A 26,615-nucleotide genomic window follows, 5' to 3' on the forward strand; every position below is an offset into this window, starting at 1 on the left:
CCAGTGTCCTCATCGACACTCTCTCTGGATTCGATCGGATGCGATGCTCTTGGCGAACGTGAGGAATGGGGTGGAGCGCATGATCCTGCACTCCGCAAGCGGCATCCATCGCAATGGGTCGCTATGGAAGGTGGGTCGCAGCATTGGAGACCGTTGCAGGTCATTCATCGGATGAAGTGAGGAAGTACAGATGGGTTTCGTTCTGAAGGGCGGATTGGCACACGATCCACAGCGCAACATCGAGTTCTCCCGCGGACGCATCGAGCCTATGGGCAACGATCGGACGTCGGTGGAGTTTCAGGTCAACGTGTGGCGCGGGGAGGCATTCGTGACGATGCTTGTCCTCGACGGATCGATTACCTTCGAGGAGCCATTCGGCTATCGCCACAAGGCCATCGTGCCTCCGGTTGAGCTGGAGTTCCTGATGGACATCAAGAAAAAGATGGCTCCCGACCTGGCGCCGGTGGAGTACCTGACGTACATCTGCGAGGGAGTGGCTATCACTCTCGGAAACCGTCGAGGAGAAAGGACTGGAAGCGAATGCACGGTGGCGGTGCGGAAGGACGCGTTCGTAGCGGTTGGTATGGCAGAGCCGACCGGCGCACCAGTGCTGGATGACAGCTACGTGTTGGCCGTATTCGTTGACGAGGCCGGGGGTGCGCAAGGTGACTAATCGGTATTCGGACGCGGTCCGCACGACGTTCCGCTCGGCGACGGATGTGAACACCGGTGCGGTGCTCGATGAGAACCGCCTCGATGAGCTAATCAGGTACGCGCACAGCGATGGGTCGGGAGTCGGGGCTGGCGAGAGCCTTGCGCACTGGGCGCACGAAAAGCTGAAGGCGCATCCCCCGCTCCTGCCAATGGGCACGAGGTATGTCGCCTACTCGGGTTCCGATAGGTCAGGGGCATCGAACGGCCGTGTTGCAAGACTTCATGTTGAGAGCTCTGGCGGTCGTGCAGGGTTGATAAGCGAGACGCCATGGGGAAAATTTCTAAATGACGCTGACCGCGATCCCGAAGTATCCACTGCTGTCGATAAACTCAAACGCTTCCTTGATGACGCGGGGATAAGACCTGCCCGCGGGGATGCCTCGGGTGCCCTCGAAGACACCCTCTGGAACTACGGCAGCGCACCCTTCATGGAGAACGCCATCCGTAGCGGTTTGCCCATCATCGGTTTCGTCGATGGCGCGGATCCGGGGCGCGGGTATGCGCGGCACGAGTTGCCGACGCTGCTGCGGAGTCCGTCGACGGTGTTCAACGGTTACGCGGTGCGGGACATCGTCGGCGATCCGCGTCGGTTCACGGCGGATGCGGCGGCGCAGTTCAAGGCGATGGAGTGGTCCGCGATCCAGGCGGTGACGCTGTACAGCGGCCGGCCGATCCCGGCGGCGGAGTTCCGTCGCATGGTGGACCTCGGGTATGGCTACGACGCGGCGAAGAACACGCTGTTCGGGCGCCCCGTGGACGACGTGATCCGGCGTCCGCTCGACGAGGTGGCGGAGCTCGGGCACCGGTGGTCGCAGTGGCATGCGTCGCGTCAGGGACATGGGCATTACCGGTCGCCGCTGGAGGCCTGGCGGCGGATGACCCGCGATGGTGTATTCGCGGACGACGTGCGCTTCTATCCCCTGGCGACGACGAATGCGCCGACCCAGGGCGATGCCGTGTTCTCGCACGCCGCGGGTCGTCCTCCGATGTCGGGCGGACGGGTGCTGGGCGCGCTAGGGCAGTGGGGGCTCGCGCTGGACACGGTCGCGACGGCACGAGAGGTCGAAGCGCTGGATGCGGGCGCCAATGCCATGGGTGCGGACTCGGCGTTGCTGCACTTCGGCGGCCGCCACCTCGGTGCGTGGGGCGGCGCGGTGCTTGGCGCGAAGACGGCGGCGACGCTCGGCGCGGGTACGGGCCCGGGCGCGTGGGTGGCCGGCATGGCGGGCGCGGTCGTCGGGGCGGCGTCGGGCGAGGCGGTGGCGCGTGCCATCGACGACGCCCGCGCGTTCCATCAGATGGATCGCGAAGGCCACCACTGGCGGATGGATGCGGCGCATCCGGAACGCGGGTGGACGCGCAGCGTCTCGCGCGTCGATCCCGACGCGCCGCGCCCGGCCGGTGTCGGACACGGCGCGCCGGCGTACCGCACCGAGACGTTCCGGGCCACGCCGGATATCGCGAACGAACTCGACTACCGCGCCGCGGGCGTGCAGGTGCAGCTCGCTCTCGCGCATCCGGAGCCACCGCGCGATCCGCACACGCTGCCGGCGGACGCCCTCGACACGCCGAGCCTGCGTGAGGCGCCATGGCAACGCAACGCCGTCACGGGCGCGTGGTCACGCGACGTGACCGTGGGATACCTCGAGCACGGGCTGCCACGCATGCACCGCGAAGCGGCCTCGCCGGAACGCGCCGCGTCGCTCGACGCGGCGGCGCAGGCGATCGTGGCGGCGAACGCGTCCCGCACGCCCGAGGCGATCGCCTCGCAGTACATGGCGATGTGGCGGGAGAGGGGATGGGACCGGTTCGGGCCGCCGGAAGCCGCGGCGATCGACGCCGACCGCGCACCCGTCACCGCGCGCGACTCCATGCGCGACGCGCCGGCGCAGACGGAACCCGCCCGCCCGGTCAGCCCCTTCGAGGCGCGGCTGGACCGCATGCTGGATGCGGCGGCCCGTGGGGACTGGGGCGCGTTCGGCGACGACGTGCGCGCCATGGCCTCGTCGCCCGTCGCGGAGGCCTTCCGCGAGCGCGCGGTGATGCAGGTGGACCACCAGGAACAGCTCGCGGCGCAGGAACGGCAGCTCGCCGAACAGCAGCAGTGGATCGAGGTGATGAGCCAGCAGCAGACCCAGCAGATGTCGCGCGGACGTTCGCGCTGATCACGACAGGAGAGACACCATGGAAGAGCAACGGATGAATGCGCTGGCCGACAAGACGGCCGCGTTGATGGAGCAGTTCCGGCGGCAGGCCGCCGAGACGCAGCAGCGGTTCGAGGCCACGCAGCGCGTGCTGGATGACCTCGCCGGCACGGTGCCCGGCGTGGTGCGGCGCTCGGCGGACGACGTGCTGAGGACGGTGCCCGGTCGCGTCGTCGAGCAGCTCTCGGCGACGGTCGGCGATCTCGCCTCGGGGTACGAGATGCGCCTCGCCGAAGCGTCCTCGGCGGCCGCCGCCGCCGCGAACGGCGTGGCGACGCAGCTGGCCCGGCTCGAGCGCCTGCATCGGCACCTCGTGTGGAAGGTCGTGGGCGTCGCCGGCGCGAGCCTCGTCACGCTCGGCGTGGCGACCTGGATGCTGGGTGCGCACTACGTCGACGAGATCCGCCAGAACCGTGTGCAGGCCGACCTGATGCGGGTGATCAATACCGCCGATGTCATGCTCTGCGAGGGTCGTCTCTGCGCGAACGTCGAGGCCAGGGGCCCGAAGTTCGGCGAGCGTGGCGAGTATCGCCCGGTGCGGCCGCGCTGACCATCCGCGGGCCTTGACCGGCCCGCGTTGCGGCGCGACAATTCCGCGGCTACCCGGCGGCATTTCGCCCGGTGGCACCCTCCTTACCTTATTCAGGCATATGGACGTCTACCCTAGTCGACGCGCCGGCTCCCGCACGCATCGGGTCCCGGCGCTGGCAAAACTCATCGCCCGCGGCGACCGCACCCGGTCGGCCGGCGCTTTCCTCCGCTAGGGAAAGTCCGGCTCTCCTCGTCGGAAGCTGCGAGCTTCCGTTATCCGAGGATCGAGCCATGAATCTCCAGATCGAAAAGACCGGGCCGCGCATGTTCGGCCGCCGTCTCGCCTTCGCACTCGCCCGTCGCCGCGCCACGGCCGCCGTGCCGGCCAAGCGCACGATCACCGTGCCGCGTTCGCTCGAAGGTGCCGAAAGCCCGGCGAAACCGGTCGATGGCAAACTCCAGCAGCCATGAACTGCGACATAGACAGTACGGCGCGGCCCGAGCCGTCCGCCGTCCCTTTGCATAGCGATACCGAACGTCGGCTTCCCGCCGGCGCGCCCGCCTTCGGCAGCTAGCCGCGGGGCGCTCGCGCCTGTCCGGACCGCCGTCCGGAAAGGCAGCGAGCCATGAAGACCCACACCTCGCAGGCGGCCGTCGCCGCCCGTACCTACGCCATCGCCAGCGCGGACGCCTACCGTCCCGCGGACGAACTCCTGCGTGCGCTGGACACGCGTCCGGACGGCCTCGACGAGGCCGCCATCGCCGAGCGCCTGGATCGCGACGGCATCAACGAAGTGGGCCACGAGAAGCCGCCGCACTGGTCGATCCAGCTGCTGCACGCCTTCCGCAACCCCTTCATCATCGTGTTGCTGGTGCTCGCGGTCGTACAGCTGGTCACCGAGCCGGACGACCTCACGGGACCGACCATCATCGCGGTGATGGTCGGGATCAGCGTGCTGCTTTCCTTCACCCAGGAATTCCGTTCGTCGCGCGCCGCGGAGAAGCTCAAGGCGATGGTGCGCAACACGGCGACGGTGACGCGCCGCGCCGATGACGGCCATGCCGAGCGCATCGAAGTGCCCGTCGAAGAGCTCGTCGCGGGCGACATCGTCCATCTCGGCGCCGGCGACATGGTGCCCGCCGACCTGCGCCTGCTCGCGGCGAAGGACCTCTTCATCAGCCAGGCCATCCTCACCGGCGAGTCGATTCCGGTGGAGAAGGTCGCGCCGAACGGCGCCGCGAACGCGGACGCGTCGTCGGGCCCGCTCGACCTGCCGACGGTCTGCTACATGGGCACCAACGTGGTGTCGGGCACCGCGACCGCCGTGGTGCTCGCCACCGGCGCGCGCACCTATCTCGGCTCGCTCGCGCACACGTTGTCGGGCGAGCGCGTGCAGACCAGCTTCGATCGCGGCATCTCGTCGGTGAGCTGGCTGCTGATCCGCTTCATGGCGGTGATGGTCCCGATCGTCTTCGTGATCAACGGCTTCGACAAGCACGACTGGCTGCAGGCCTTCATGTTCGGCCTCTCCGTCGCGGTGGGCCTGACGCCCGAGATGCTGCCGCTCATCGTCACCGCCAACCTCGGCAAGGGCGCCATCGCCATGTCGAAGCGCAAGGTGGTGGTGAAGCGTCTGAACGCGATCCAGAACTTCGGCGCGATGGACGTGCTGTGCACGGACAAGACCGGCACGCTGACGCTGGACAAGATCGTGCTCGAGCGGCACGTCGACCTCGCCGGCGGCGACTCGGACGAAGCGCTCGACTACGGCTACCTCAACAGCCGCTTCCAGACTGGCCTGCGCAACCTGATGGACAAGGCCGTGCTCGCGCATCGCGATCTCGAGCCCATGGCGGGGCGCTTTCGCATCGTCGACGAGATCCCGTTCGACTTCCAGCGACGCCGCATGTCGGTGGTGGTGACCGACGGGCGGGGCGAGCAGCTGCTGATCTGCAAGGGCGCGGTGGAGGAAATGCTCGCGATCTGCACGGAGGCGCGCACCGGCGATGTCGTCGAGCCGATGACGGACGAGAAGCGCGCGGAGATCCGCGCGATGACCCGTCGCCTCAACGACGACGGCCTGCGCGTGCTGATCGTCGCGATCCGTCGCGACGCGGCGGCCGACCGTGCGTATGGTGTCGCCGACGAGGCGGGCCTCACGGCCGTCGGATGCCTCGCTTTCCTCGACCCGCCGAAGGACTCGGCGGCCACGGCCATCCGCGCGCTCCACCACCACGGCGTCGCGGTGAAGGTCATCACCGGCGACAACGAGGCCGTCACCCGGAAGATCTGCGCCGAAGTGGGCCTCGACGTCGCCTCGTCCGCGCAGGGACGCGACATCGAACAGCTCGACGACGACGCGCTCGACGCCATGGTCGAGACCACGACCGTCTTCGCGAAGATGTCGCCGGTGCAGAAGGCGCGCGTCGTGAAGTCGCTGCAGCGCCGCGGACATACCGTCGGCTTCCTCGGCGACGGCATCAACGACGCGCCGGCGCTGCGCGAGGCCGACGTCGGCATTTCGGTCGACACGGCGACGGACATCGCCAAGGAGTCGGCGGACATCATCCTGCTCGAGAAGAACCTGATGGTGCTGGAGGAGGGCGTGGTGGAAGGCCGCGTCACGTTCGGCAACATCATGAAGTACATCAAGATGACGGCCAGCTCGAACTTCGGCAACGTGTTCAGCGTGCTGGTGGCGAGCGCGTTCCTGCCGTTCCTGCCGATGCTTCCGCTGCAGATCCTCGTGCAGAACCTGCTGTACGACCTCTCGCAGCTGTCGATTCCGTTCGATCGCATGGACGAGGAATACCTGCGCGAGCCGCGCAAGTGGGACGCGGGCGACATCGGCCGCTTCATGGTGTGGATCGGCCCGGTGAGTTCGGTGTTCGACATCACCACCTTCTGGCTGATGTGGCACTACTTCGGAGCGACCGACGTCGCGCACCAGTCGGTGTTCCAGTCCGGCTGGTTCATCGAGGGCCTGCTCTCGCAGACGCTGGTCGTGCACATGATCCGCACGCGGCGCGTCCCGTTCCTGCGCAGCATGGCGTCCGCGCCGGTGCTCGCGCTGACGGGCGCGATCATGGTGATCGGTGTGCTGATCCCCTATTCGGGCCTGGGCGCGCGTATCGGCATGCATCCGCTGCCGGGCGTCTACTTCGCCTGGCTCGCGCTCACGCTGATCAGCTACTGCGTGCTGACGCAGGTGGTGAAGACGATCTACATCCGTCGTTACGGCACCTGGTTGTAGCGGCGGGGAAGGCGCGCTCCTACGTCTGCCCGGTCGGGTGCGCTACGGATTCGCATGGGCCGCGATGGACATACGGCCATCGCGCGAAAACGTCTCATAGGTGCTCCACCAACGAAGGAGACACCGCGATGTTCCGAAAGACCCTTGCCGCCGTCCTGTTCGTGATTCCCGCCGCCGCGTTCGCGCAGACGGCGCCGACCGCGCCGCGTTACGTCGACGCGATCGACTGGCCGGCCTCCGAAGCGGGCATGGATCGCTTCTTCAACGCCGAGGTCAAGCTCGGTGCCGGCTTCGACAAGATCTGCGGCGACACGTTCTGCGAAGGCGAATACCCCAACGTCCGTCCGATGCAGCTGCGCTGCTCGGTCGACACCACCAAGGGCACCATGAAGCAGTGCCTATGGCTGTTCTCGGGCAGCACCGCTTCCGTCAATGCCAAATCCGGCGCGGTGCAGACCACGGCGAAGCTCTTCAAGTGCAAGCTCAACCTGGCGAAGGACACGCCGGTCGAGTCGTTCTACCAGGTCATGGAAGGCGACGATCCGCTCAACGCCAAGCTGCCGATGACCAACCGGTCGGTTTACGACGGCCTGATGGGCTGCCTGTAACGTCCTGAAACCGATCGATCGGGTGTTCCGATGATCGAAGCGCACGCCGTTCGCCGGCGTGCGCTTTTTTTCGCAAGCTCAGGGGCTTGCCACCCGGATCGTCGGCGCCGGTCGGCCGATCGCAGGTGCGCGTGACGGAACCTGCGTTTCGTTCACGGTCGCCAGGATCACGCGATCGCGCCCCTCGTCCTTGCCGCGATAGAGGGCGTCGTCGGCGACCACCAGGAGGCGATCCAGGTCGTGTCCCAGGCGCGCGGTGCACGCGACACCGAAGCTCGCCGTGACGCGCGCGCTCGACGGCGACCCCGCGGGCGGCACGGCGATCGCGGCGCGAATCAGTTCGGCGCGGCGCATGCCCGCCGCTTCGTCGGCCCCGGGCAGGAGGATCGCGAACTCCTCGCCACCCAGACGACCGAAGACGTCGTCGCCCAGGAGATGGTCGCGGCATTCGGCGACGACGCGCAGAAGCACCCAGTCGCCTTCGGCGTGGCCGAACGTGTCGTTGATCAGCTTGAAGTGATCGAGATCGAAAAGGATCAGGCACGACGGCTTGCCTGCCTTGCGCGCGGATGCCAGGGACTGCCCCGCGCGTTCGACGAAGTGCTGGCGGTTGCTGATGCCGGTCAGGCTGTCGCGACGGGCGAGCCGCATGAAGCGGACCTGCGCGCGCTTGGTGCGGATGAGCCACAGCGCGATAGCGGCCACGATCGTGAGCAACAGCACGATGTACAGCCGGCTGCTCTCCATCGAGCGGCGATCGACTTCGCGTTGCAGGTGCAGGATCTGGTTCTGCCGGTCGAGGGCGTCGGTCTCCATGCGGCTCGAGGCGACCTGCTGCTTCACCGACTCATAGGCCAGTGCGCGCGCGGTCACGTCGTCGAGATAGCCCTTGTCCGCCTGCATGTAGCGCTCGAGCCATTGCGTCGCAGCCTCGAAATCGCCGCGCTGCTTCGCCACGAGGTACAGCGTGCGCAGGGCCACCGCGAGCGGCTCGGAGTACTCGCCCGACGACGAACTGGCGACGGCGGCGCGCGCGTATTTCTCGGCGATGTCGGGATGCCCGACCTCATGATGCGCCTGGCCGAGCAACGATTCGACCTGGGAGGTCAGGATCGAGTACTGGATGCCCAGGATCTGCGTGTAGTGCGGCTCGAGTGTCGCGATGGCGACGGCCGGCCTGCCTCGCGCCAACGCGCTATCGGCGATGTCGGCGCGCAGTGCGTTCGCCACGAGCGATTCGCCGACCGCCGTGCATTCGGCGATCCCCTTCGCGAAACGCGGATCGTCGCCATCGACGCGCTTGCCGCGATACAGGGCGTGCATCTTGATGAACGACCGTTTGCAGGCGTTCTCGCCCGACGGCGTCTCCTGGATGGTCCGGTCCGCGTATTCGGCGGCGAGGTCGTACTGCCCCGCGGCGGTGAGCATCTGCGCCGCTTCGGCCAGTCCCTGGTAGCGCGCCTGCGGATCGACGATCTCCGGTAGCGTGTCGATCAGGTCGGTGAGCCGTGAAAACGCCTCACGGTAACGGTGGCCATTGCCGAGGATGTTCACCAGCGTCGCCGTCGCACGGAAACGCAGCGTCTTGTCGGGCGATCCACCGATCACGGCTTCGAGCAGGGGTACCGCTTCTTCATAGTTGCCGGCGTACGCGGCCTGCCACGACTGCAGGTATTGGAGGTGCGCGCGTTGGGCAGGGGTCAGGCTGGCGGCGCCCCGGCCAAGTCGCTCGATCGTCGCCGCGAAGGCGGCATGGGCCGATGTCTTCGTCGCGTCCGCGCTGGCGAGTGTCGCCGACGCGTCTTCCCCCGGCGCGACCTGCGCCGCCGCCGCACTCACGAACAACGCGCCCGCCAGCGATATGATCGCAAGCCGGAGGTTGCACGCGAAACGGAGACGGCGTTTCACGGCGGAAGATCAGGCGGTATGGCGACGCAGGCGCACGGACGCCTCTTCGTCGTCCTCCTGGTCCTGCTGCTCCTCGGGTTCGTCTTCCATCAGGATGGCGTAGAAGACACCCGGCGCGATGCTGTGACGCAGCGCGAGGGCATCACCGGAAACGATCGCCTGCGCGGCGTCGTCTTCGACGGCCGCATCGGCGAGCTCTCGGGCAAGGTGATCCGGAGTGGCCGTGCGCAGACTCGCGTCCGCGCCCATGCGCTCCAGGAAATCGATGACGTTCGACATGGCATTCCCCTGTGGGTACGCCGACCGCCCCCTGCGGCCCGCGCGCCTACCGATCATAGCGCGGCTTGCCGCGGCTCGCAGTGAAGGGGTCACCCCCGGCCGTCGATGGCCGCCAGGCGCGCGCGGATCCCGGGATCGGACGCGAGTTCGCTGCACGGCGGGATGGCCAGGGTCTCCGCCATCCCGAGCGGCGTCCCGGGCAGCGCGGAAAGCGCGATGCGCTCGATCCGTGGCCGTTCGAAGGGCAGGGTGGGGGCCCGGTAGACGATCGCCGGGTGGTCTCGCGGGTAGTCCCGCGCGAGCACGTCGACGAGGATCCCCAGGCGGCGCGGGTCCGTGTCGAAGCGCCCTTCGCCCAGATCCCCGGTCAGCCCGACCTGCCACAGGATCAGCCAGGCGGCCGTGTCGACGACCCGGCGGTGGAGCATGAACTGGGTAGCCCCGTAGTGCTGGCACCCGACGCGACCCGGGTCGAGGCCGAGGTCCGCGTACAGGCAATCCTCCGACGAGACGCCCGGCTCCATCAGTGCATCGAAACCCTCGGCGCGTGCCCGCGCGATCGCATCGTGCGGTGCCTGGGCGAACACCCCAGGATGCCCGTAGAACACCCCGCAGACGCGTCGTCCGGCACGAACCTCCGCGAGCATGACGTCCGCCATCTCACGATAGGTTTCGCCGCGCGGCTTTCCCTCGGCATAGAGCGGCTGCAGGCTGCGAACGTCGGCGTGCATCCGCCGCACCCAGGCTTCCACGACACCGTCGGACACGCCGACGAACACGATGTCGGCCGATGCGATGTGACTCCGGGCCAGCGGCGTCAGATGCGAGCCCAGCGTCATGCCAAGGCCGACGCAGGCCAGCATGCCGCGCTGCGATTCCGTCATTCGTTACCCCCGAGCCCCGTCCGGGCAATGGTAGCGCACGGTTGCGGAAGCCCGTTGGAGCGCACCTGGGCGCGATGCTTTCCTGGAAGGTGGTCGCGACGCCGATCGCGGCCGGGTCCGCTCCAACGGAGGCGGGTTGGAGCGCACCTGGGCGCGATGCTTTTCTGGAAGGTGGTCGCGACGCCGATCGCGGCCAGGTCCGCTCCAACGGAGGCGGGTTGGAGCGCACCCGGGCGCGATGCTTTTTGTGGAGGTGGTCGCGACGCCGAATCGCGGCCAGGTCCGCTCCAACGGAGGCGGGTTGGAGCGCACCCGGGCGCGATGCTTTTCGTGGGAGGTGGTCGCGACGCCGGATCGCGGCCAGGTCCGCTCCAACGAAGGCCCGTTGGAGCGCACCCGGGCGCGATGCTTTTCGTGGGAGGTGGTCGCGACGCCGGATCGCGGCCAGGTCCGCTCCAACGGAGGCGGGTTGGAGCGCACCTGGGCGCGATGCTTTTCGCGGAAGGTGGTCGCGACGCCGATCGCGGCCAGGTCCGCTCCAACGGAGGCGGGTTGGAGCGCACCCGGGCGCGATCGCAGGATGGGGGTGCGATCACAGCCACACGGCGTTCCAGTACGGATAGTCGTTCACGGACGAGACCAGGCCCGCGCGCAGTGGATTGCCTACGATGTATCTCGCCGCCTTGATCACCGAGTCCTCCGATCGAAGCGCTCTCTCATGGAAGCCGCGCTGCCAGATGGGTCCCCGTCCGACGGCACGCGCTGACGACGCCTTGAACCGGCTCATCAGCGTCGAAAGCGACTGATCCTGGAGTCGCACGAGCCCATGCCAGTGGTCAGGCATCAGGACCCACGCGAGGCACTCCGCGTCGCCCCACGTCGCCGCGTCATGACAGACGCGACTCGCCGCCCGTGCGGATGCGATGCAAGCGAATAGCGGATATCGCCGGTTGACGGCGGTCGTAACCAGGTAGACCTGGCCAGGTAGCGAGGCCCTGCCGAGGCGAAGTCGCGCGGTTCCGGATCGATGGGGCATATCGAACGATGTGCCAATGCGTGTACGGAGTTAAACGGAGGCTTGCCGTCGCTCGCTGAAGGCGCGGCCCGCGTCGTCCAGGTGGTCGTAGCGCCCAATCGCGGCCAGGTCCGCTCCAACGAAGGCGGGTTGGAGCGCACCTGGGCGCGATGCTTTTCGGCGGAGGTGATCGCGACGTCGATCGCGGCCAGGTCCGCTCCAACGGGGCGGTTGCTTTCCGTGGAGGTGGTCGCGACGCCGATCGCGGCCGGGTCCGCTCCAACGGGTTGCCGCGATGGCCGAGTCGGTGGGCGTGCCTGCGAAATGCCACAGCCGGAGCAGGGAATACGCCGTCGCCGCCGCGATCATGGTCCGATCGCCAGGGGGATCACACGCCATGCCACGCACGCCGGGACTCGACACGCTGCGCGCGATCGCCATCGTCTGGGTGATGCTGTTCCACAGCTACCTGGTCGGCGGACTAGGCGATGGTTTCGGGTTCCTGGAGCGTTCCGGATGGATGGGCGTCGACCTGTTCTTCGCGTTGAGCGGCTACCTGATCGGCTCGCAGGTGTTCGTGGCGCTGCGCGATCGGGGGACGATCGACCTCACCGCGTTCTACATGCGTCGGGCGACGCGTATTCTTCCGGCGTTCGTCGTCGTGCTCGCGCTTTACGCATGCTGGCCCGCCTGGCGCGAGACGCCGGGCATGCAGCCGTTGTGGCAGTTCCCGACCTTCACCTTCAACCTGCTCTTCGACAACGGCGACAACTACGCCTTCTCGCATGTCTGGTCGCTTTGCGTGGAGGAGCACTTCTACCTCCTGTTCCCTTTTCTCGCCATCCTCGGCAGCCGCGGATCGTCACCTGCGCGTTTCGTCGTCATGTGCACGGTGGTGATCGTGGGCGGCATGTGCCTGCGGGCATGGCTATGGCAGCACGAGATCGCGCCGCTGCGCGCGACCGGCGCGAACGTCGGCCTGGCGTACCTGCGCTACCTCTACTATCCGACCTGGTCGCGCCTCGACGGCCTGCTCGCGGGCGTGGTGCTGGCGGCGTGCCGCGTCTATCGGCCGGCGACCATGGCCTTTCTGCACGCACGGGAGGGCACCGTGCTGCTCGCCGCGGTTACACTCCTGGCGCTGGCGCTCGTCCTCTTCGATGGTGCGCGGACCGACTTCTGGCCCTGCGTCGTGGGCTATCCGCTGCTGGCGCTCGCTATGGCGCTGTTCGTCGCGGCAGCCAGTGGCGACACCTGGCTGGCGAGACTGCGGGTGCCTGGCACGGCGTGGCTCGCGGCGGCGTCGTATAGCCTCTACCTGAGCCACAAGGGCGTCTTCACGCTCGTGGACTCCGTTCTGGACGGCCATCTGGAAGGCCATCGCTTCGCGCGTTTCGTCCTCTATGCCGTCGCGACGCTCGCCGGCGGCGCGGCGCTGCACTACGCGGTGGAACGCCCTGTGCTGCGCTGGCGTGACCGCCGTCGTCACGCTTCCGCTACAATGCCGCCTCCCAAGGTGATCCATGGCGTCAGCGCCACGGATTGAAACGGGAATCCGGTGACGCGCGTGGCCTTAAGGCCTCGCGCCATTCCGGAGCTGCCCCCGCAACGGTAGGCGAGCAACGAGGTCGGCATCGAAGCCACTGTGTCCGCGAGACATGGGAAGGCGCCGTCCGGCAGGGTTCCATCCCTGCGCTCGCGAGCCCGGAGACCGGCCATGGGTTCACCGGACAGGCGGAGGGCCATGTCGTGGGTGGCTGGCCGTCGGCCGGCAGTCCCGCGTCTTCCTGCGTCCGTCCCTCGCCATTCATGCCGCACGGGTCGGTGCGGTTCGCAGGGAGTCACCCAGTGTCGTTTCGTTCTTCCACCCTCGCGGTCGCCATCGCGTCGGGTCTCGTCGTTCCCGTCGCGGCGTTCGCCGCCGACGCCTCTTCCGACCTCGACGGTGTCGTGGTCACGGCCAGCCGCACCGAGCAGACGCAGAACCAGGTGCTCGCCGCGTCCACCGTGATCGATCGCGCGGAGATCGAACGCCTGCAGCCGCGTTCGCTCGCCGACCTCCTCCGCGCCACGCCGGGCATCTCCATCGCGAACAACGGCGGCCCCGGGAAGTCGACGTCCGTGTTCCTCCGCGGCACGGAATCGGACCACGTGCTCGTGCTCGTCGACGGCGTGAAGATCGGCTCCGCGACCTCCGGCACCGCCGCGTTCCAGGACATTCCCGTCGACCAGATCGAGCGCATCGAGATCGTGCGCGGTCCCTATTCGAGCCTGTACGGCTCCGACGCGCTCGGTGGCGTCATCCAGATCTTCACCCGCCATCCGCAGGGCGCCTTCGCACCGAATGTCTCCGTCGGCGTCGGCAGCTACGACACGCTGCGTGGCGCGGTGGGCTTCGCCGGCCGCGGCACGCAGGGCTGGTATTCGGTGGAGGCGAGCCATGAAAAGACCGACGGCATCAACGCGTGCCGCGGCAAGCCCAGTCCGCGCGGCGCGGGTTGCTACACGTACGAACCGGATCGCGACGGCTACCGCAACAACGCGCTGTCGCTGAAGGGCGGCTGGCGCTTCGACGAACAGTGGGACGCCGACGCGACCGCGACGCGCACCGAGGGTCGCAACCACTACGACGGCACCAGCAGCAACTTCGCGGAGTCGGCGACGCAGGTGCTTGGCGGTCGCGTGAGGTACAAGCCCGCGAAGGACGTGCTCGTGACGGCCAATGTCGGTCGCAGCGAAGACCTGTCCACCGACTACCTGTATGGCGACTATGCCGACACGTTCAACACGCACCGCGACCTCGCCTCGTTGCAGGCCGACATCGGCCGTGTGGGTGGCGCGGCCGGCCTCACGACCCTCGGCTTCGACTGGCAGCGCGACCGCGTCGTGGGCAGCACGGATTACTTCGTGGACGCCCGGCGCAACCATGCCCTGTTCGCGCAGTGGCAGCAGGAGTTCGGCGACAACTCGCTGCAGGCGAGCCTGCGCCGGGACGAGAACAGCCAGTTCGGCGGAAAGACGACGGGCAGCCTGCAATACGGCTACGCGCTCACGAAGTCGCTGCGCGTTACCGGCAGCTACGGCACGGCGTTCAAGGCACCCACGTTCAACGACTTGTACTACCCGGACTACGGCAATCCGGACCTGCAGCCGGAAACGTCGCGGAACTGGGAGCTCGGGCTGCGCGGCACCCCGGGCTGGGGAAACTGGTCGTTCAGCGCGTTCCAGAACCGCATCGATCACCTCATCGTGTTCGACTCGAGCCTGACCGGCCCGCTGTTCCCGTTCGGCGGCGCCAACAACATCGACAAGTCGCGCATCCGTGGTGTCGAGCTGTCCGGCGACACCACCCTCGGCGACTGGCGTCTCGCCGGCAACGCCACGTGGCTGCAGCCGGAAGATCGCGGCGACGACGCCTCGCGCGGCAACCTCTTGCCGCGTCGCGCGCGCCGTACCGCGAACATCGACGTCGATCGCAGCTTCGGCGCCCTCAGCATCGGCGCCAGCGTGTTCGGCTCCGGCTATCGCTACGACGACACGGCCAACCTGCATCGCCTGGGCGGCTATGCGTTGACCGACCTGCGCATGGCCTATGCGATCGACGCCGCGTGGAAGGTCGAGCTGGCCGCGAAGAACGTGTTCGACCGGCACTACGAGACCGCGCGCTGGTTCAACCAGCCCGGCCGCAACTGGATGCTCACGCTGCGTTACCAGCCGCGTTCGTAAACCACCTACCGAGGTCATGCGATGAAACCGTTGTCACGCCCGCTGTTCGCCGCCGTCGCCGCGCTGTTCGCGCTTATCATGATCGGCACGCGCTTCCACCATTTCGGCGATGTCTTGCACCTGCCCGACGCGTCGATGGCGCTGTTCTTCCTCGGCGGCATCTACCTGCGCAAGCACCTGGCCTTCGTCGGCTTCGTCGTCCTGTCGGTGCTCGTCGATTGGTACTCGGTGAGTTACGCGGGCGTGAGCGACTTCTGCATTACCGTCGCGTACTCGTTCATGCCGCTGGCTTACGCCGTGCTCTGGTACGCCGGCCGCCTGCTCGCGCCGCGCTACGACGGCTCGCTGAAGTCGCACCTGGTCGTCTTCGGCGGGCTGCTCGTCAGCGCGACGCTGTCGTACGCCATCTCCAACGGCGCGTTCTACTGGCTCGGCGGGCGCTACACCGAGCCCAATGCGACGCAGTACGTCCAGCGCTTCCTGCAGTGGGCGCCGCTCTTCGTGCGCGCGGCGGCCGCGTACGTCCTCGCGGCGCAGGTCGTGCAGGCGCTGCTGTTCCGCTTCGCCCCGGGTGCACGTGACGGCAGGGCCGCCCGCGCATGAACGATGCGACGCCATGGCGCGACATGGACGACGAGGCGCGTCACCGCGACCGCATGCGGCGGAAGAAGGAACTGATCGATCGTCGCATCGCGAAGGCGACGATCGACCGCGGCGTGCTGGTGGTGAACACCGGCAACGGCAAGGGGAAGAGCTCGTCGGGCTTCGGTATGCTGGCGCGGTCGCTTGGCCATGGATTCCGCTGTGGCGTCGTGCAGTTCATCAAGGGTAGTTTCTCCACCGGCGAAGAGGCGTTCTTCCGCATGTTCGAGGACGGTCCGCTCGAGTACCACGTGATGGGCGAGGGATATACGTGGGAGACGCAGGACAAGGCGCGTGACGTCGCCGCGGCGATGGCCGCGTGGGAGGTCGCGGAGCGCATGCTTGGCGATCCGTCCTACGATTTCGTGTTGCTGGACGAACTCAACATCGCGCTGGTCAAGCATTACATCCCGCTGGAACGCGTGCTCGATGCACTGAAGGCGAGACCGGCCTCGCAACACGTGGTCGTCACGGGGCGCGGCGCGCCGGACGCCCTGGTGGAGGCCGCGGATACCGTCACCGAGATGCGGGTGGTCAAGCACGCCTACCAGGCGGGCATCCGCGCGCAGAAAGGTATCGAGCTTTGACACGCCATTGCCCCGCGTTGCTGGTGTCCGCGCCCGCGTCGGGACAGGGCAAGACGAGCGTCACGGCGGCGATGGCGCGTGCGCATGCCCGTCTCGGTCGCCGCGTGCGGGTCTTCAAGACGGGGCCCGACTTCCTCGATCCGATGATCCTCGAGCGCGCGAGCGGCGCGCCCGTGTACCAGCTGGACGCCTGGATGGGCGGCGAGCAGGACGTCCGTCGTCGCCTGTACGACGCGGCTGGCGAGGCCGACCTCATCCTCGTCGAAGGCGTGATGGGGCTGTTCGACGGTTCGCCATCGAGCGCCGACCTCGCCGTGTCGTTCGGTCTTCCGGTGCTCGCGGTGATCGACGGCAGCGCGATGGCGCAGACGTTCGGCGCACTGGTCCATGGCCTGGCCACTTACCGCGACGACCTCGTTCTGCGTGGCGTGCTCGCCAATCGCGTCGGCAGCGCGTACCACGCGCAGCTGCTTCGCGAGAGCCTGCGTCCCGCCGTCGACTGGTACGGCACGCTGCCACGCGACGCCGCGATGACCCTGCCCGAGCGCCATCTCGGGCTCGTCGCGGCGGAGGAACTCGCCGACCTGGACGCGCGTCTCGATGCGCTCGCCGACGCGTGGCTGGCGAAGGGACCTGCCGACCTGCCTCCGTCCGTGCCGTTCGCGCCACCCGCACCGATCCAGACATCGGTGCGGCTCGACGGCGTGCGCATCGCGATCGCGCGCGACGCGGCGTTCGCCTTTCTCTATCCCGCCAACCTGGCCGTGCTGCGAGCCGCGGGCGCGACGCTGACGTTCTTCTCGCCCGTCGCGGGCGAGACGCTGCCGCCTTGCGACGCCGTGTGGCTGCCCGGCGGTTACCCCGAGCTGCATCTGGACGCGCTCGCCCGCAACGACGCCCTGCGCCAGGCCCTGCACGCGCATGTCGACGCGGGGCGCCCGTTGCTGGCCGAATGCGGCGGCCTGCTCTATGCGCTGGACCGCCTCGCCGATCGCGAGGGCCGTGGCGCGTCCATGGCTGGCCTTCTCGCCGGCGACGCCGCACTGCAGCCGCGACTCGCGGCGCTGGGCATGCAGGCCGCGGCGTTGCCGGAGGGCACGCTGCGCGGTCACTCGTTCCATTACGCGCGCGCGGCGATCGACGCGACGCCGATCGCCGATGCGATCAACCCGAACGGCGGCCCGACGACGGAGAAGGTCTACCGCCGCGTGCGCATGACGGCGAGCTTCGTGCACTTCTACTTCCCGTCGAACGCCGATGCGGCGGCGCGACTGTTCCTGCCGTGAACATGGCGGTGGCGATGATGCTGGCACTGGCACTGGATGCGCTGCTGGGTGAAGCCAGGCGTTTCCATCCACTGGTCGGTTTCGGCCGGATCGCGAGCGATGTGGAGCGGCGTCTGTACCGCGACGACCGTGGCGCGGGCGTCGTCGCCTGGGGCGTCACGGTGGCGATACCGGTCGTGGCGCTGTTCGCGTTTCGCGCGAACGTCGGCGCGCCGCTCGCGTTCGCGATCGACGTGCTGGTCCTGTATTTCGCCATCGGCCGGCGAAGCCTGGGCGATCACGCGCGACCCATCGCGGAGGCGCTGCGCGCGAACGATCTCGCGGCGGCGCGGGTGGCCGTCGGGCGCATGGTCAGTCGCGATGTCGACGCGCTGGATGCCACGCGCGTCGCGGCGGCCGGCACGGAGTCCGTGCTCGAGAACGGCCACGACGCCGTGTTCGGCGCGCTCTTCTGGTTCGTCCTGCTGGGCGCGCCGGGCGCGTTGCTCTTCCGGCTCGCGAACACCCTCGACGCGATGTGGGGATACCGCACGCCGCGTTACGAACGCTTCGGCTGGGCGGCCGCGCGTATCGACGACGTCCTCGGATTCGTCCCGGCGCGGCTCACGGCGCTGACGTACGCCGCCATGGGCGATACATCCGCTGCGCTACGCGGCTGGCGCACCCAGGCCCCGGCGTGGGACAGCCCGAACGCCGGCCCCGTCATGGCGGCGGGCGCGGGCGCGCTCCGCGTTCGTCTCGGCGGCGCCGCGCCCTACCACGGCCGCTGGGAACCGCGGCCCGAGCTCGGCGAAGGATCGCCGCCCGACGCGACGACGATCGACCGCGCGCTACGGCTCGTCGACCGCGGCGTCGTCGCGTGGCTTGTCGCGGCGTTGGTGGTGGGAGTCGCCTCGAATGCTTGAGCACGGTGGTCGTCTCGCCCGTGCGGCCCGTCGTTATGGCGTGCCCGTGGAGGCCTGGCTCGATCTCTCGACCGGCATCAGCCCGTTCGCCTGGCCCGTCACGTCGATGCCGGCGGCGGCGTGGCATCGGCTGCCTGAAGAGGATGACGGTCTCGCCGATGCCGCGCGCGCGTACTACGGCAGCGCGCATCTGCTGCCCGTCGCCGGTTCGCAGGCCGCGATCGCCGCGCTGCCGCGACTGCGCGCACCGTCGCGCGTGGCGGTGATCGCGCCGGGCTACGCGGAACATGCGCACGCGTGGCGGCAGGCCGGACACGCGGTGACGACCTTGCCATGGGCCGACCTGCGCGAACGCGCGGGCGAGTTCGATGTCGTCGTCCTGATCCGCCCGAACAATCCGACCGGCGAGTGGCTCGGCACCAGCGACATCCTCGCATGCCATGACACCGTTGGAGCGCACCCGGGCGCGACGGGTGCTCGCGCCGCGCCTGCGAGGGAACAAGATAACCCCTGGCTCATCGTCGACGAGGCCTTCATCGACACGCGGCCTGACGACAGCGTCACGCCCCATGCCCGCGATGGGCTGATCGTGCTCCGCTCCGTGGGCAAGTTCTTCGGGCTCGCCGGCGCCCGCGCGGGCTTCGTCGCCGCGGCGCCGCCGATCCTCGATGCGCTCGCGGAGATGCTCGGTCCGTGGACGCTGAGCGGGCCGACGCGCCACGTCGTGACGCGCGCGCTCAACGACCGGGTGTGGCAAGCCTCCGCGCGCGAGTGCCTGCGCCACGCGGCGACCCGACTCGCGACGCTGCTCGGCAGGCACGGACTGACGCCGGATGGCGGCAGCGATTTCTTCCAGTACGTGCGGCGCCACGATGCCGCGGTGCTCGCCGACCGCCTCGCACGCCATGCGATTCTCGTGCGCGCGTTCGACGACCCGTCCGCGCTGCGCTTCGGACTTCCCGGCGACGACGCGGCGTTCGCGCGGCTGGATCGCGCGCTGGCCGAGGTGACGCGATGAGCGCGCGCGTGCTGATGGTGCAGGGCTGTACGTCCGACGCGGGCAAGAGCACGGTGGTCGCCGCGCTCTGTCGCTGGCTGAGACGACGCGGCGTGGCGGTCGCGCCGTTCAAGCCGCAGAACATGGCGCTCAACTCGGCCGTCACCATCGACGGCGGCGAGATCGGCCGCGCGCAGGCCGTGCAGGCGCAAGCGGCCGGCGTCGCGCCGCATACCGATTTCAATCCCGTGCTGCTCAAGCCCAACAGCGACACCGGGGCCCAGGTCATCGTCCATGGCCACCCGGTCGGCAACATGGACGCCGTCGGCTACCACGCGTACAAGCGCGTGGCGATGGAGGCGGTGCTCGCCTCGCACGCGCGGCTGGTGGCGGCGTATGACGCCGTGGTGGTCGAGGGGGCGGGAAGTCCCGCGGAGATCAACCTGCGCGAGCGCGACATCGCGAACATGGGTTACGCCGAGGCGGTCGATTGCCCGGTGATCCTCGTCGCGGACATCGACCGGGGCGGCGTCTTCGCGCATCTCGTCGGCACGCTCGCGCTGCTGAGTCCGGGTGAGCGCGCGCGTGTCGAGGGGTTCGTGATCAACCGGTTCCGCGGCGACATGGCGCTACTGGAACCGGGACTGGACTGGCTCGAGCGCGAGACCGGCAAGCCCGTCCTCGGCGTGCTGCCCTACCTGCATGGACTCGTGCTGGAGGCCGAGGACGCGCTGCCGCGGGAGCGCGTATCGCGATCCGCCGCACGCCTCCGCGTCGCCGTGCCCGCGCTGCCACGCATCAGCAACCACACCGACCTCGATGCGCTGCGCCTTCATCCCGAGGTCGACTGCGTGTTCGTCGGGCCGGGGGAGACGTTCCCCGCGTGCGATCTCGTCGTGCTGCCTGGCTCGAAGTCGACGCGCTCCGATCTTGCATGGCTGCGCGCGCAGGGCTGGGACACGGCCATCCTGCGCCACGTCCGTTATGGCGGCCGCGTGATCGGCATCTGCGGCGGCCTGCAGATGCTCGGCCGTGCGGTCCACGATCCACGCGGCGTCGAAGGACCGCCGGGATCGGCCGACGGCCTCGGCCTGCTCGACCTGGAAACGGTGCTGGCGCCGGAGAAGCAGCTGCGCAACGTGCGCGGCACGCTGGCCCTCGGTAGCGCCGCGGTGAGCGGCTACGAAATCCATTGCGGCATCAGCGAAGGCCCGGCGATGGCGCGTCACGCCGTGTCGCTGGACGACGGGCGCAAGGACGGCGCGCGGTCCGACGACGGGCGCGTCATGGGCTCGTACCTGCACGGCCTGTTCGATCATCCCGACGCGCTCGCGTTCCTGCTCGGCGATAGCGGGACGAGCGCACCCGCGTTCGACATCCGGGCCTTGCGCGAGGCGACGCTCGATCGTCTGGCCGACACCGTCGACGCGCACATGGACGTCGACGCGCTGACTCGACTTCTGGGAGGCGCACCGTGCTGACGCTGATCCTCGGGGGCGCGCGCTCGGGCAAGAGCGCCCTGGCCGAACGCATCGCAACGGACAGCGCGCGCGAGGTCGTGTACGTCGCGACGGGGCAGGCGTTCGACGAGGAGATGGCCGCGCGCATCGCACACCATCGGGCGCGACGACCGGCGTCCTGGCGATCGGTCGAAGAACCCCTCGCGCTCGCGGCGACCCTGCGCGCGCATGCCGCGACGGATCGTCTGCTGCTCGTGGACTGCCTCACGCTCTGGCTCTCCAACCTCCTCGGCGCCGACGACACCGGCGAGCGCCTCGTCGCGGAGCGCGCCGCGCTGTTCGACGTGCTTCCGGACATACCGGGCGACGTCGTATTCGTCAGCAACGAGGTCGGCCTCGGCATCACGCCGATCGGTGAGCTCACGCGACGCTTCGTCGACGAAGCCGGCCGCCTGCACCAGGCGCTGGCCGCGCGATTCGATCGCGTGGTGTTCGTGGCCGCCGGCCTGCCCATGACATTGAAAGGAACACCGCCATGAACGACTGGCTCGCGACGCCCTGTCGCGTTCCCGACGACGACGTCGCCGCCGCCGCGACACGACGCCAGGCGCGGCTGACCAAGCCCGCCGGTTCCCTCGGGCGGATGGAAGACCTCGCCGTCCAGCTGGCCGGCCTGCAAGGACGCGAACGTCCCACCGCCGAGCGTGTGTGGATCGCCGTCTTCGCGGCCGACCATGGTGTCGCCGTCGAGGGCATCTCGGCGTACCCGCAGGCCGTGACGGGCGAGATGCTGCGCAACTTCGCTAGCGGCGGCGCCGCGATCGCCGTGCTCGCGCGCGAACTCGACGCGACGCTCGACGTGGTGAACCTCGGCACGGTGAACGATCCCGGCGACGTGCCCGGCGTGCTCCGCCGCGTGATCGCGCCGTCCACGGCCAACATCGTCACGCACGACGCCATGACCTTGGAGCAGCTCGACGCCGCGCTCGCCGAGGGTGAGGCGAGCGTGCGGCGGTCGCTCGCCGCGGGTACCGACATCTTCATCGGCGGCGACATGGGCATCGGCAATACGACCTCGGCGAGCGCGCTGGCATGCGCGCTGCTGGGCGCCGCGCCGGACACGCTGGCGGGCGCCGGCACCGGACTCGACGCCATCGGCATCGCGCGCAAGACCGACGTGATCGCTCGCGCGCTGCATCGCCATTCCGACGCCGCCACGTCCCTCGAATGGCTGCGCCGCCTCGGCGGTTTCGAGATCGCGGCGCTGACCGGCGCCTTCGTCGCCGCCGCGCAGCACGGCGTGCCGGTGCTCGTGGATGGTCATATCGCGAGCGTGGCGGCACTGGCGGCCGTCGCGTTGCGTCCCGACGCGCGGCCGTGGTTCGTCTTCGCGCACCGGTCGCACGAGCGTGGTCACGCGCGCGTGCTCGCGGCGCTGGACGCCGAGCCGCTGCTCGACCTGAGCCTGCGCCTCGGCGAGGCGAGCGGCGCGGCGATCGCGGTCCCGCTGCTCCGCCTCGCCTGCGCGCTACACGGCTCGATGGCCACCTTCGCCGAAGCCGGGGTGTCGGAAGCATGAGCATCGATCTTCTCCGCCACGGCGACACCGCTCAGCGCAGCTACCGCGGCCAGCTCGACGATCCGCTTTCGTCCCTGGGCTGGACGCAGCTGCGCGACGCGGTACGCGGCCGGCGATGGGATCGGATCGTGTCGTCCTCACTGGCGCGCTGTGCGCGCTTCGCCGAGGAACTCGCCGCGGCCACGGACACGCCGCTGCGCATCGATCCGCGCCTCATGGAATACCACTTCGGCGAGTGGCAGGGCGTGCCCATCGAAACGCTCGCGGAACGCGACGCCGACGCGCTCGGCCGCTTCTGGTCCGATCCCGTGGCGCATCCGCCGCCCGGCGCCGAGACGTTCGAGACCTTTCGCGAGCGGCTCTCTCGCGCTCTGGACGACGTCGCCGCCGAAGCGGCGACGTCGAACGTGCTCGTCGTGACGCATGGCGGTGCCATACGGCTCCTGCGTTGCGTCGCCGAGGCGCGGCCCTTCGGCGACATGGCCGGCATCGACGTTCCTCACGCGTCGCTGCATCCGCTGGCGTGGTCGCGCTGATGCGCGGTCTCGCGCTCGCGTTCGGATTTCTCACGCGCTTGCCCGTGCGCATCGCGCATGTCGACCGGTCCGCGCAGGCGGCGTCGCTGAAATGGTATCCACTCGTGGGCGCCGTGCTCGGCGTCCTCCTCGTCGGCGCGGCGGCATTGCTGCATGGCATGCCCGCGTTGCCCGCCGCCGCGCTGCTCCTCGTGGCGTGGGTCGCGCTGACCGGCGCGTTGCACCTCGACGGCCTCGCCGACAGTGCCGACGCATGGATCGGCGGCATGGGCGACCGCGAGCGCACGTTGTCGATCATGAAGGACCCACGCAGCGGCCCCGCGGGAGTGGTCGCGCTCGTACTCGTGCTGCTGCTGAAGTTCGCTGCGCTCGCGACGCTGCCGAACGTCTGGTGGCTCCTGCTGCCACCGCTTCTGGGCCGCGCAGCGATCGTCGCATGGTTCCTCACCACGCCCTACGTGCGCGCGGCGGGCCTCGGCGACTCGCTGCGTGGTGCACCGGCGCGGGGTTGCTATAGGGCGCTGGCGTGTGTCGTCGTGGTCTGCGTGGCGGCCGGCGGCCGCGGCATCGTCGCGCTTCTGGTCGCGGCGGCGACGGCGTGGGCATGGCGTCGTGCCGTGATGCAACGGCTGGGCGGTTTCACCGGCGATACCGCGGGTGCGCTGGTGGAGCTGGTCGAGGCGACCACGCTGATGGTTCTGACCGCGACGTGATTGTCGCGCCGCGGGTTCATCGCGCTCGCCGTTCGACCATAGCCTGGCCCACGTTGCGTTTACGCATTCCACCTCCGGAAAGACGCATTGGTAGTGCTAAGCAGCGCTTGCCTTCGTTCGAGCGAAGAGCGTATGAGGGCGTTACAGGGATGATCGATCCCAGAGGGTGGGGTTGCCATGACCAATGAATGGAGGAAACAACGATGAGCGATGTCACTTCCATCGACGATGGAACCGCAACGGAGTGGTTGTCACCTCGTGACATCACTCTTGCGGTTGTCATGTTTTGGGCCACATTTAGTGATCCTTGCAGGCCGTATGCCGTGGTGTTCAAAGGCGTCGCGGCCGGGAATGCCGACGTGAGGCTGCGTTTCGCCTCGGTGGACGTAGACGCCGCGCTAAACACGGTTCGTGAGCAGGACATTCGCCAAGTACCTACGACGCACTTTTTTCGTAATGGGCAGCTCATCGACAGAGCCGTTGGCTACCTCTCCACAGAAGCACTCAAAGCTAAAATCGAGGCGTTGCTGAACGCATGATCGGCATGGCGAGGCAGCGACGGTCGCGTCGATAACGACAAGCGATGCGCTGCTGAAGCCGACGCCGCCGATCCCACTGATCGCCTGGCAGGAGGCAGGAACGCGCCTTTCGGGGGGCACCTCAAACGCGCGCTCCTGCATCGGTTCGTGGCCGAGTCGACGCCGTCTGAGTTCCGGGCGTCACCCGCCTCTCGTTACGGGCACCGTCGTCCGACCTTCCGGTATTCCCCGGCAGGCTGTCTCGCCACGACGTCGCACGATGCTTCGTACCGTCCGTCGACATCGCACGTGCATCGCGCCGCGTCGAGCGCCGGTCGGATCACCGGGAGAAGCAACGATGCAAACGAATATGAGAAAGCGTCCGGCCGTGCGGCTACGCGCGCTTGCCGCCGCGCTCGCGCTGACGGGCGTCATGGCGTCGACGGCCGTGGCGACGGGACAGGAGCGGCCGCTGGGCGCGATCGACGTGGCCGAGCGAACGGCGCTCGAGCGGCGGATCGAGACGCTGGCCAACGAGGCCGCGAACCGCCGTTCGTACATCGAGGAGGATCCTCTGCCCATTCACATCCGCGTGCGCTTCGACGTCGCCGCGGAGACGCTGATCATGGAAGCGGACGAACGCCTCGGCCCGCTTTCGGGCACGGGCGCGCTCGAGGACATGGAGATGGAGGTCCACGAAGCGATCCGCGCCCTTGTCAACGACATCCCGGGATTCCAGGGGCTGCGATGGCTCTATGGTGGAAAAGACATGTACTTCTGGTTCCCTCAGGACCGGCGCACGAGTCCAAGTGAAAGGACGGGGGCGCCGACTTCGGGTGTGCTGATCGATGCCGGCCACGGTCATTATTATCATCATGGCTTCAAAGACTGGCGACCGCAGCGTGACGTTAGAAGGATTTCCCGATTATCCGGTCACGTTCGTCGCGAAACCGGCTGGATGCGAGCAAGGCTGCCGCGCCGCGAGCGAGTTGGCAGCATCGAAGGACGACCTCGAATCGGTCACTCTGAAGTACCTCTGCCTTGACGAAGACACAGGCGCTCCTGTGACCCTATCCGTCGCAGCTGAAGACTTGCAGGGCGTCAAGAGCCCGGAGCGGCAAGTGACGCTTGCATGCATTCCGCGGCCAGATTGAGAGGAACCCGTTCGACGGGCTCGCACCATGTCGAGCGCTCGTCTGAGTGCAAGGAAACAACCGATGCACAGGCGTTCGGAACGGTAAAAAAAACGGCGCCCGAGGGCGCCGTTTCGTTATGAAGCATGTCGCGAGCTTTACTCGCCGATCTCGCGGATCCAGGCCTGCATGCCGCCGTCGACGCTGTAGACCTGCGTGAAGCCGTGCGCGGCGAGGCGCTTGGCCGAGTCGACGCTGGAGACGCCGGAGTTGCAGATGAAGGCGATCGGCGTGTCCTTCGGCAGCTGGGCGAGGGCTTCGTAGCCTTCGTTCTCCAGGATGCGGGCCGAGGCGATCGGCGCGATCTGCGCACGGTAGACCGCGGGGCGGTTGTCGACGAGGACGATGTCGCCGGCGTCGACGCGCGCCTTCAGTTCCTGCACGGACATCGAGGCGATCTCGACGGCGCCCGGGAACTTGAGGCTCAGGCCTTCGCCCTGCACGGTCGACACCCAGTCGATCACGATGCCCTTCGCGCGCGCCGCGCTGCCCGGATCGAAGTGCACCTCGATGCCGTTCGCGACGACGACGATGTCATGGTCGCCGGCGGGAGCGAGCTGGAAGCCGGCGCTGTGGTCGGGACCGATTTCCAGGTGCAGCGCCTGGCCCTGTGCGTTGGCCATGCCGCCGCGGATGGCCTCGGCGGCCTTGTCGGTGATGGTGATTTCCGGCGGCGTGCGATCGGGCGGGGTGGCACCGAACAGCGTGTGCAGCTCGCCGCTGGTGTACAGCTGGCGGATGATGTCCGAGCCGCCGACCAGCTCGCCCTTCACGTAGAGCTGCGGAATCGTGGGCCACTGGCCGAATTCCTTGATGCCCTCGCGGATTTCCGGATCCTCCAGCACGTTGACCGTGTGGTAGGCCGGGATCACGTCGTTGAGGGTGTTGATCGCCGCGGCGGAGAATCCGCACATCGGCTGCTGGCGCGTCCCCTTCATGAACAGCACGACGTCGTGCTGGCCGAGCAGGGATTCGATGCGCTCGCGCGTGGGTGTATCGAGGGCCATGGGGTCACCGCGGGAAGGAAAGGGGCCATTTTACCGGCATCCATCGCACATGGGCCCGATCCGGTCCGT

General features: G+C 68.6%; 24 protein-coding genes, 1 pseudogene and 1 riboswitch. Of the genes and pseudogenes, 20 read left to right on the top strand and 5 right to left on the bottom strand.

Going from position 1 to position 26,615, the window contains the following annotated elements:
* Window positions 1-190: 190 nt before the first annotated feature.
* The 6 genes from BMW54_RS11295 to BMW54_RS11320 all read left to right on the top strand — a co-directional run bounded on the left by BMW54_RS11295 (window position 191) and on the right by BMW54_RS11320 (window position 7,311).
* Window positions 191-673, top strand: a complete 483-nt coding sequence (locus BMW54_RS11295; RefSeq protein ID WP_090055953.1) for a hypothetical protein — start codon at window positions 191-193, stop codon at window positions 671-673.
* Between the two features lie 469 nt (window positions 674-1,142).
* Window positions 1,143-2,879, top strand: coding sequence for a hypothetical protein (locus tag BMW54_RS11300; protein ID WP_090055956.1), 1,737 nt, complete (start codon window positions 1,143-1,145; stop codon window positions 2,877-2,879).
* 19 nt (window positions 2,880-2,898) lie between these two features.
* Complete coding sequence (locus BMW54_RS11305; RefSeq protein ID WP_139206093.1) at window positions 2,899-3,468, top strand: relaxation protein; 570 nt, start codon at window positions 2,899-2,901, stop codon at window positions 3,466-3,468.
* Window positions 3,469-3,740: 272 nt separating this feature from the next.
* Complete coding sequence (locus tag BMW54_RS11310; RefSeq protein WP_090055963.1) at window positions 3,741-3,920, top strand: hypothetical protein; 180 nt, start codon at window positions 3,741-3,743, stop codon at window positions 3,918-3,920.
* 155 nt (window positions 3,921-4,075) lie between these two features.
* Window positions 4,076-6,703, top strand: a complete 2,628-nt coding sequence (mgtA, locus tag BMW54_RS11315) for a magnesium-translocating P-type ATPase (RefSeq protein ID WP_090055964.1) — start codon at window positions 4,076-4,078, stop codon at window positions 6,701-6,703.
* A gap of 128 nt (window positions 6,704-6,831) precedes the next feature.
* Window positions 6,832-7,311, top strand: a complete 480-nt coding sequence (locus BMW54_RS11320; protein WP_090055967.1) for a hypothetical protein — start codon at window positions 6,832-6,834, stop codon at window positions 7,309-7,311.
* Window positions 7,312-7,389: 78 nt separating this feature from the next.
* Here the strand turns inward: BMW54_RS11320 and BMW54_RS11325 are convergent, their stop codons facing one another.
* From BMW54_RS11325 to BMW54_RS11340, 4 genes are all read right to left on the bottom strand, one after another.
* On the bottom strand, window positions 7,390-9,219 hold the full coding sequence (locus BMW54_RS11325; RefSeq protein ID WP_090055970.1) for a GGDEF domain-containing protein: 1,830 nt from the start codon (window positions 9,217-9,219) through the stop codon (window positions 7,390-7,392).
* 9 nt (window positions 9,220-9,228) lie between these two features.
* Entirely contained in the window at window positions 9,229-9,498 is a 270-nt protein-coding gene (locus BMW54_RS11330; protein ID WP_090055972.1) for a hypothetical protein, read from the bottom strand.
* An 89-nt stretch (window positions 9,499-9,587) separates the two neighbouring features.
* Window positions 9,588-10,382 (bottom strand): SAM-dependent methyltransferase, encoded by a 795-nt coding sequence (locus BMW54_RS11335; protein WP_175472840.1) that lies wholly within the window; start codon window positions 10,380-10,382, stop codon window positions 9,588-9,590.
* A 592-nt stretch (window positions 10,383-10,974) separates the two neighbouring features.
* Window positions 10,975-11,418, bottom strand: a complete 444-nt coding sequence (locus BMW54_RS11340; protein ID WP_090055973.1) for an REP-associated tyrosine transposase — start codon at window positions 11,416-11,418, stop codon at window positions 10,975-10,977.
* A gap of 376 nt (window positions 11,419-11,794) precedes the next feature.
* Here BMW54_RS11340 and BMW54_RS11345 point away from each other — a divergent pair.
* The 14 genes and pseudogenes from BMW54_RS11345 to BMW54_RS11410 form a co-directional block, all read left to right on the top strand.
* Window positions 11,795-12,883, top strand: a pseudogene (locus BMW54_RS11345) (acyltransferase); the annotation flags it as partial.
* Between the two features lie 11 nt (window positions 12,884-12,894).
* Window positions 12,895-13,132, top strand: a riboswitch (cobalamin riboswitch).
* 113 nt (window positions 13,133-13,245) lie between these two features.
* A complete protein-coding gene (btuB, locus tag BMW54_RS11350) occupies window positions 13,246-15,123 on the top strand; it encodes a TonB-dependent vitamin B12 receptor (RefSeq protein WP_254779296.1) in 1,878 nt (625 codons plus the stop codon).
* A 21-nt stretch (window positions 15,124-15,144) separates the two neighbouring features.
* Window positions 15,145-15,726: a hypothetical protein gene (locus BMW54_RS11355; RefSeq protein ID WP_090055975.1), complete on the top strand. Its 582-nt coding sequence runs from the start codon at window positions 15,145-15,147 to the stop codon at window positions 15,724-15,726.
* Between the two features lie 23 nt (window positions 15,727-15,749).
* Window positions 15,750-16,352, top strand: a complete 603-nt coding sequence (cobO, locus tag BMW54_RS11360) for a cob(I)yrinic acid a,c-diamide adenosyltransferase (protein WP_090057051.1) — start codon at window positions 15,750-15,752, stop codon at window positions 16,350-16,352.
* Window positions 16,349-17,638, top strand: coding sequence for a cobyrinate a,c-diamide synthase (locus BMW54_RS11365; protein WP_254779298.1), 1,290 nt, complete (start codon window positions 16,349-16,351; stop codon window positions 17,636-17,638). The genes cobO and BMW54_RS11365 overlap by 4 nt, the downstream gene beginning before the upstream one ends.
* Window positions 17,639-17,652: 14 nt before the next feature.
* A complete protein-coding gene (gene cbiB / locus BMW54_RS11370) occupies window positions 17,653-18,543 on the top strand; it encodes an adenosylcobinamide-phosphate synthase CbiB (RefSeq protein ID WP_217642655.1) in 891 nt (296 codons plus the stop codon).
* On the top strand, window positions 18,536-19,561 hold the full coding sequence (gene cobD / locus BMW54_RS11375) for a threonine-phosphate decarboxylase CobD (protein WP_090055982.1): 1,026 nt from the start codon (window positions 18,536-18,538) through the stop codon (window positions 19,559-19,561). Before cbiB ends, cobD begins: the two co-directional genes overlap by 8 nt.
* Complete coding sequence (locus BMW54_RS11380; RefSeq protein ID WP_090055984.1) at window positions 19,558-21,021, top strand: cobyric acid synthase; 1,464 nt, start codon at window positions 19,558-19,560, stop codon at window positions 21,019-21,021. Before cobD ends, BMW54_RS11380 begins: the two co-directional genes overlap by 4 nt.
* Complete coding sequence (gene cobU, locus BMW54_RS11385) at window positions 21,015-21,539, top strand: bifunctional adenosylcobinamide kinase/adenosylcobinamide-phosphate guanylyltransferase (protein ID WP_090055986.1); 525 nt, start codon at window positions 21,015-21,017, stop codon at window positions 21,537-21,539. Before BMW54_RS11380 ends, cobU begins: the two co-directional genes overlap by 7 nt.
* Window positions 21,536-22,579 carry a nicotinate-nucleotide--dimethylbenzimidazole phosphoribosyltransferase gene (gene cobT, locus BMW54_RS11390; RefSeq protein ID WP_090055990.1) on the top strand — a complete coding sequence of 348 codons (1,044 nt, stop codon included), beginning with the start codon at window positions 21,536-21,538 and terminating at the stop codon, window positions 22,577-22,579. Before cobU ends, cobT begins: the two co-directional genes overlap by 4 nt.
* Window positions 22,576-23,115 (top strand): histidine phosphatase family protein, encoded by a 540-nt coding sequence (locus tag BMW54_RS11395; protein ID WP_090055992.1) that lies wholly within the window; start codon window positions 22,576-22,578, stop codon window positions 23,113-23,115. The genes cobT and BMW54_RS11395 overlap by 4 nt, the downstream gene beginning before the upstream one ends.
* Window positions 23,112-23,828, top strand: coding sequence for an adenosylcobinamide-GDP ribazoletransferase (locus tag BMW54_RS11400; RefSeq protein ID WP_090057053.1), 717 nt, complete (start codon window positions 23,112-23,114; stop codon window positions 23,826-23,828). The genes BMW54_RS11395 and BMW54_RS11400 overlap by 4 nt, the downstream gene beginning before the upstream one ends.
* A 203-nt stretch (window positions 23,829-24,031) precedes the next feature.
* On the top strand, window positions 24,032-24,367 hold the full coding sequence (locus BMW54_RS11405) for a thioredoxin family protein (protein ID WP_175472841.1): 336 nt from the start codon (window positions 24,032-24,034) through the stop codon (window positions 24,365-24,367).
* 337 nt (window positions 24,368-24,704) lie between these two features.
* Window positions 24,705-25,391, top strand: coding sequence for a hypothetical protein (locus BMW54_RS11410; protein WP_139206094.1), 687 nt, complete (start codon window positions 24,705-24,707; stop codon window positions 25,389-25,391).
* A 246-nt stretch (window positions 25,392-25,637) separates the two neighbouring features.
* On the opposite strand, the gene grxD is transcribed toward BMW54_RS11410, so the two are convergent.
* Window positions 25,638-26,546, bottom strand: a complete 909-nt coding sequence (gene grxD, locus BMW54_RS11415) for a Grx4 family monothiol glutaredoxin (protein ID WP_090055998.1) — start codon at window positions 26,544-26,546, stop codon at window positions 25,638-25,640.
* Between the last annotated feature and the right edge of the window lie 69 nt (window positions 26,547-26,615).

Source organism: Luteibacter sp. 329MFSha (genome assembly GCF_900111665.1).
Lineage (GTDB): Bacteria > Pseudomonadota > Gammaproteobacteria > Xanthomonadales > Rhodanobacteraceae > Luteibacter.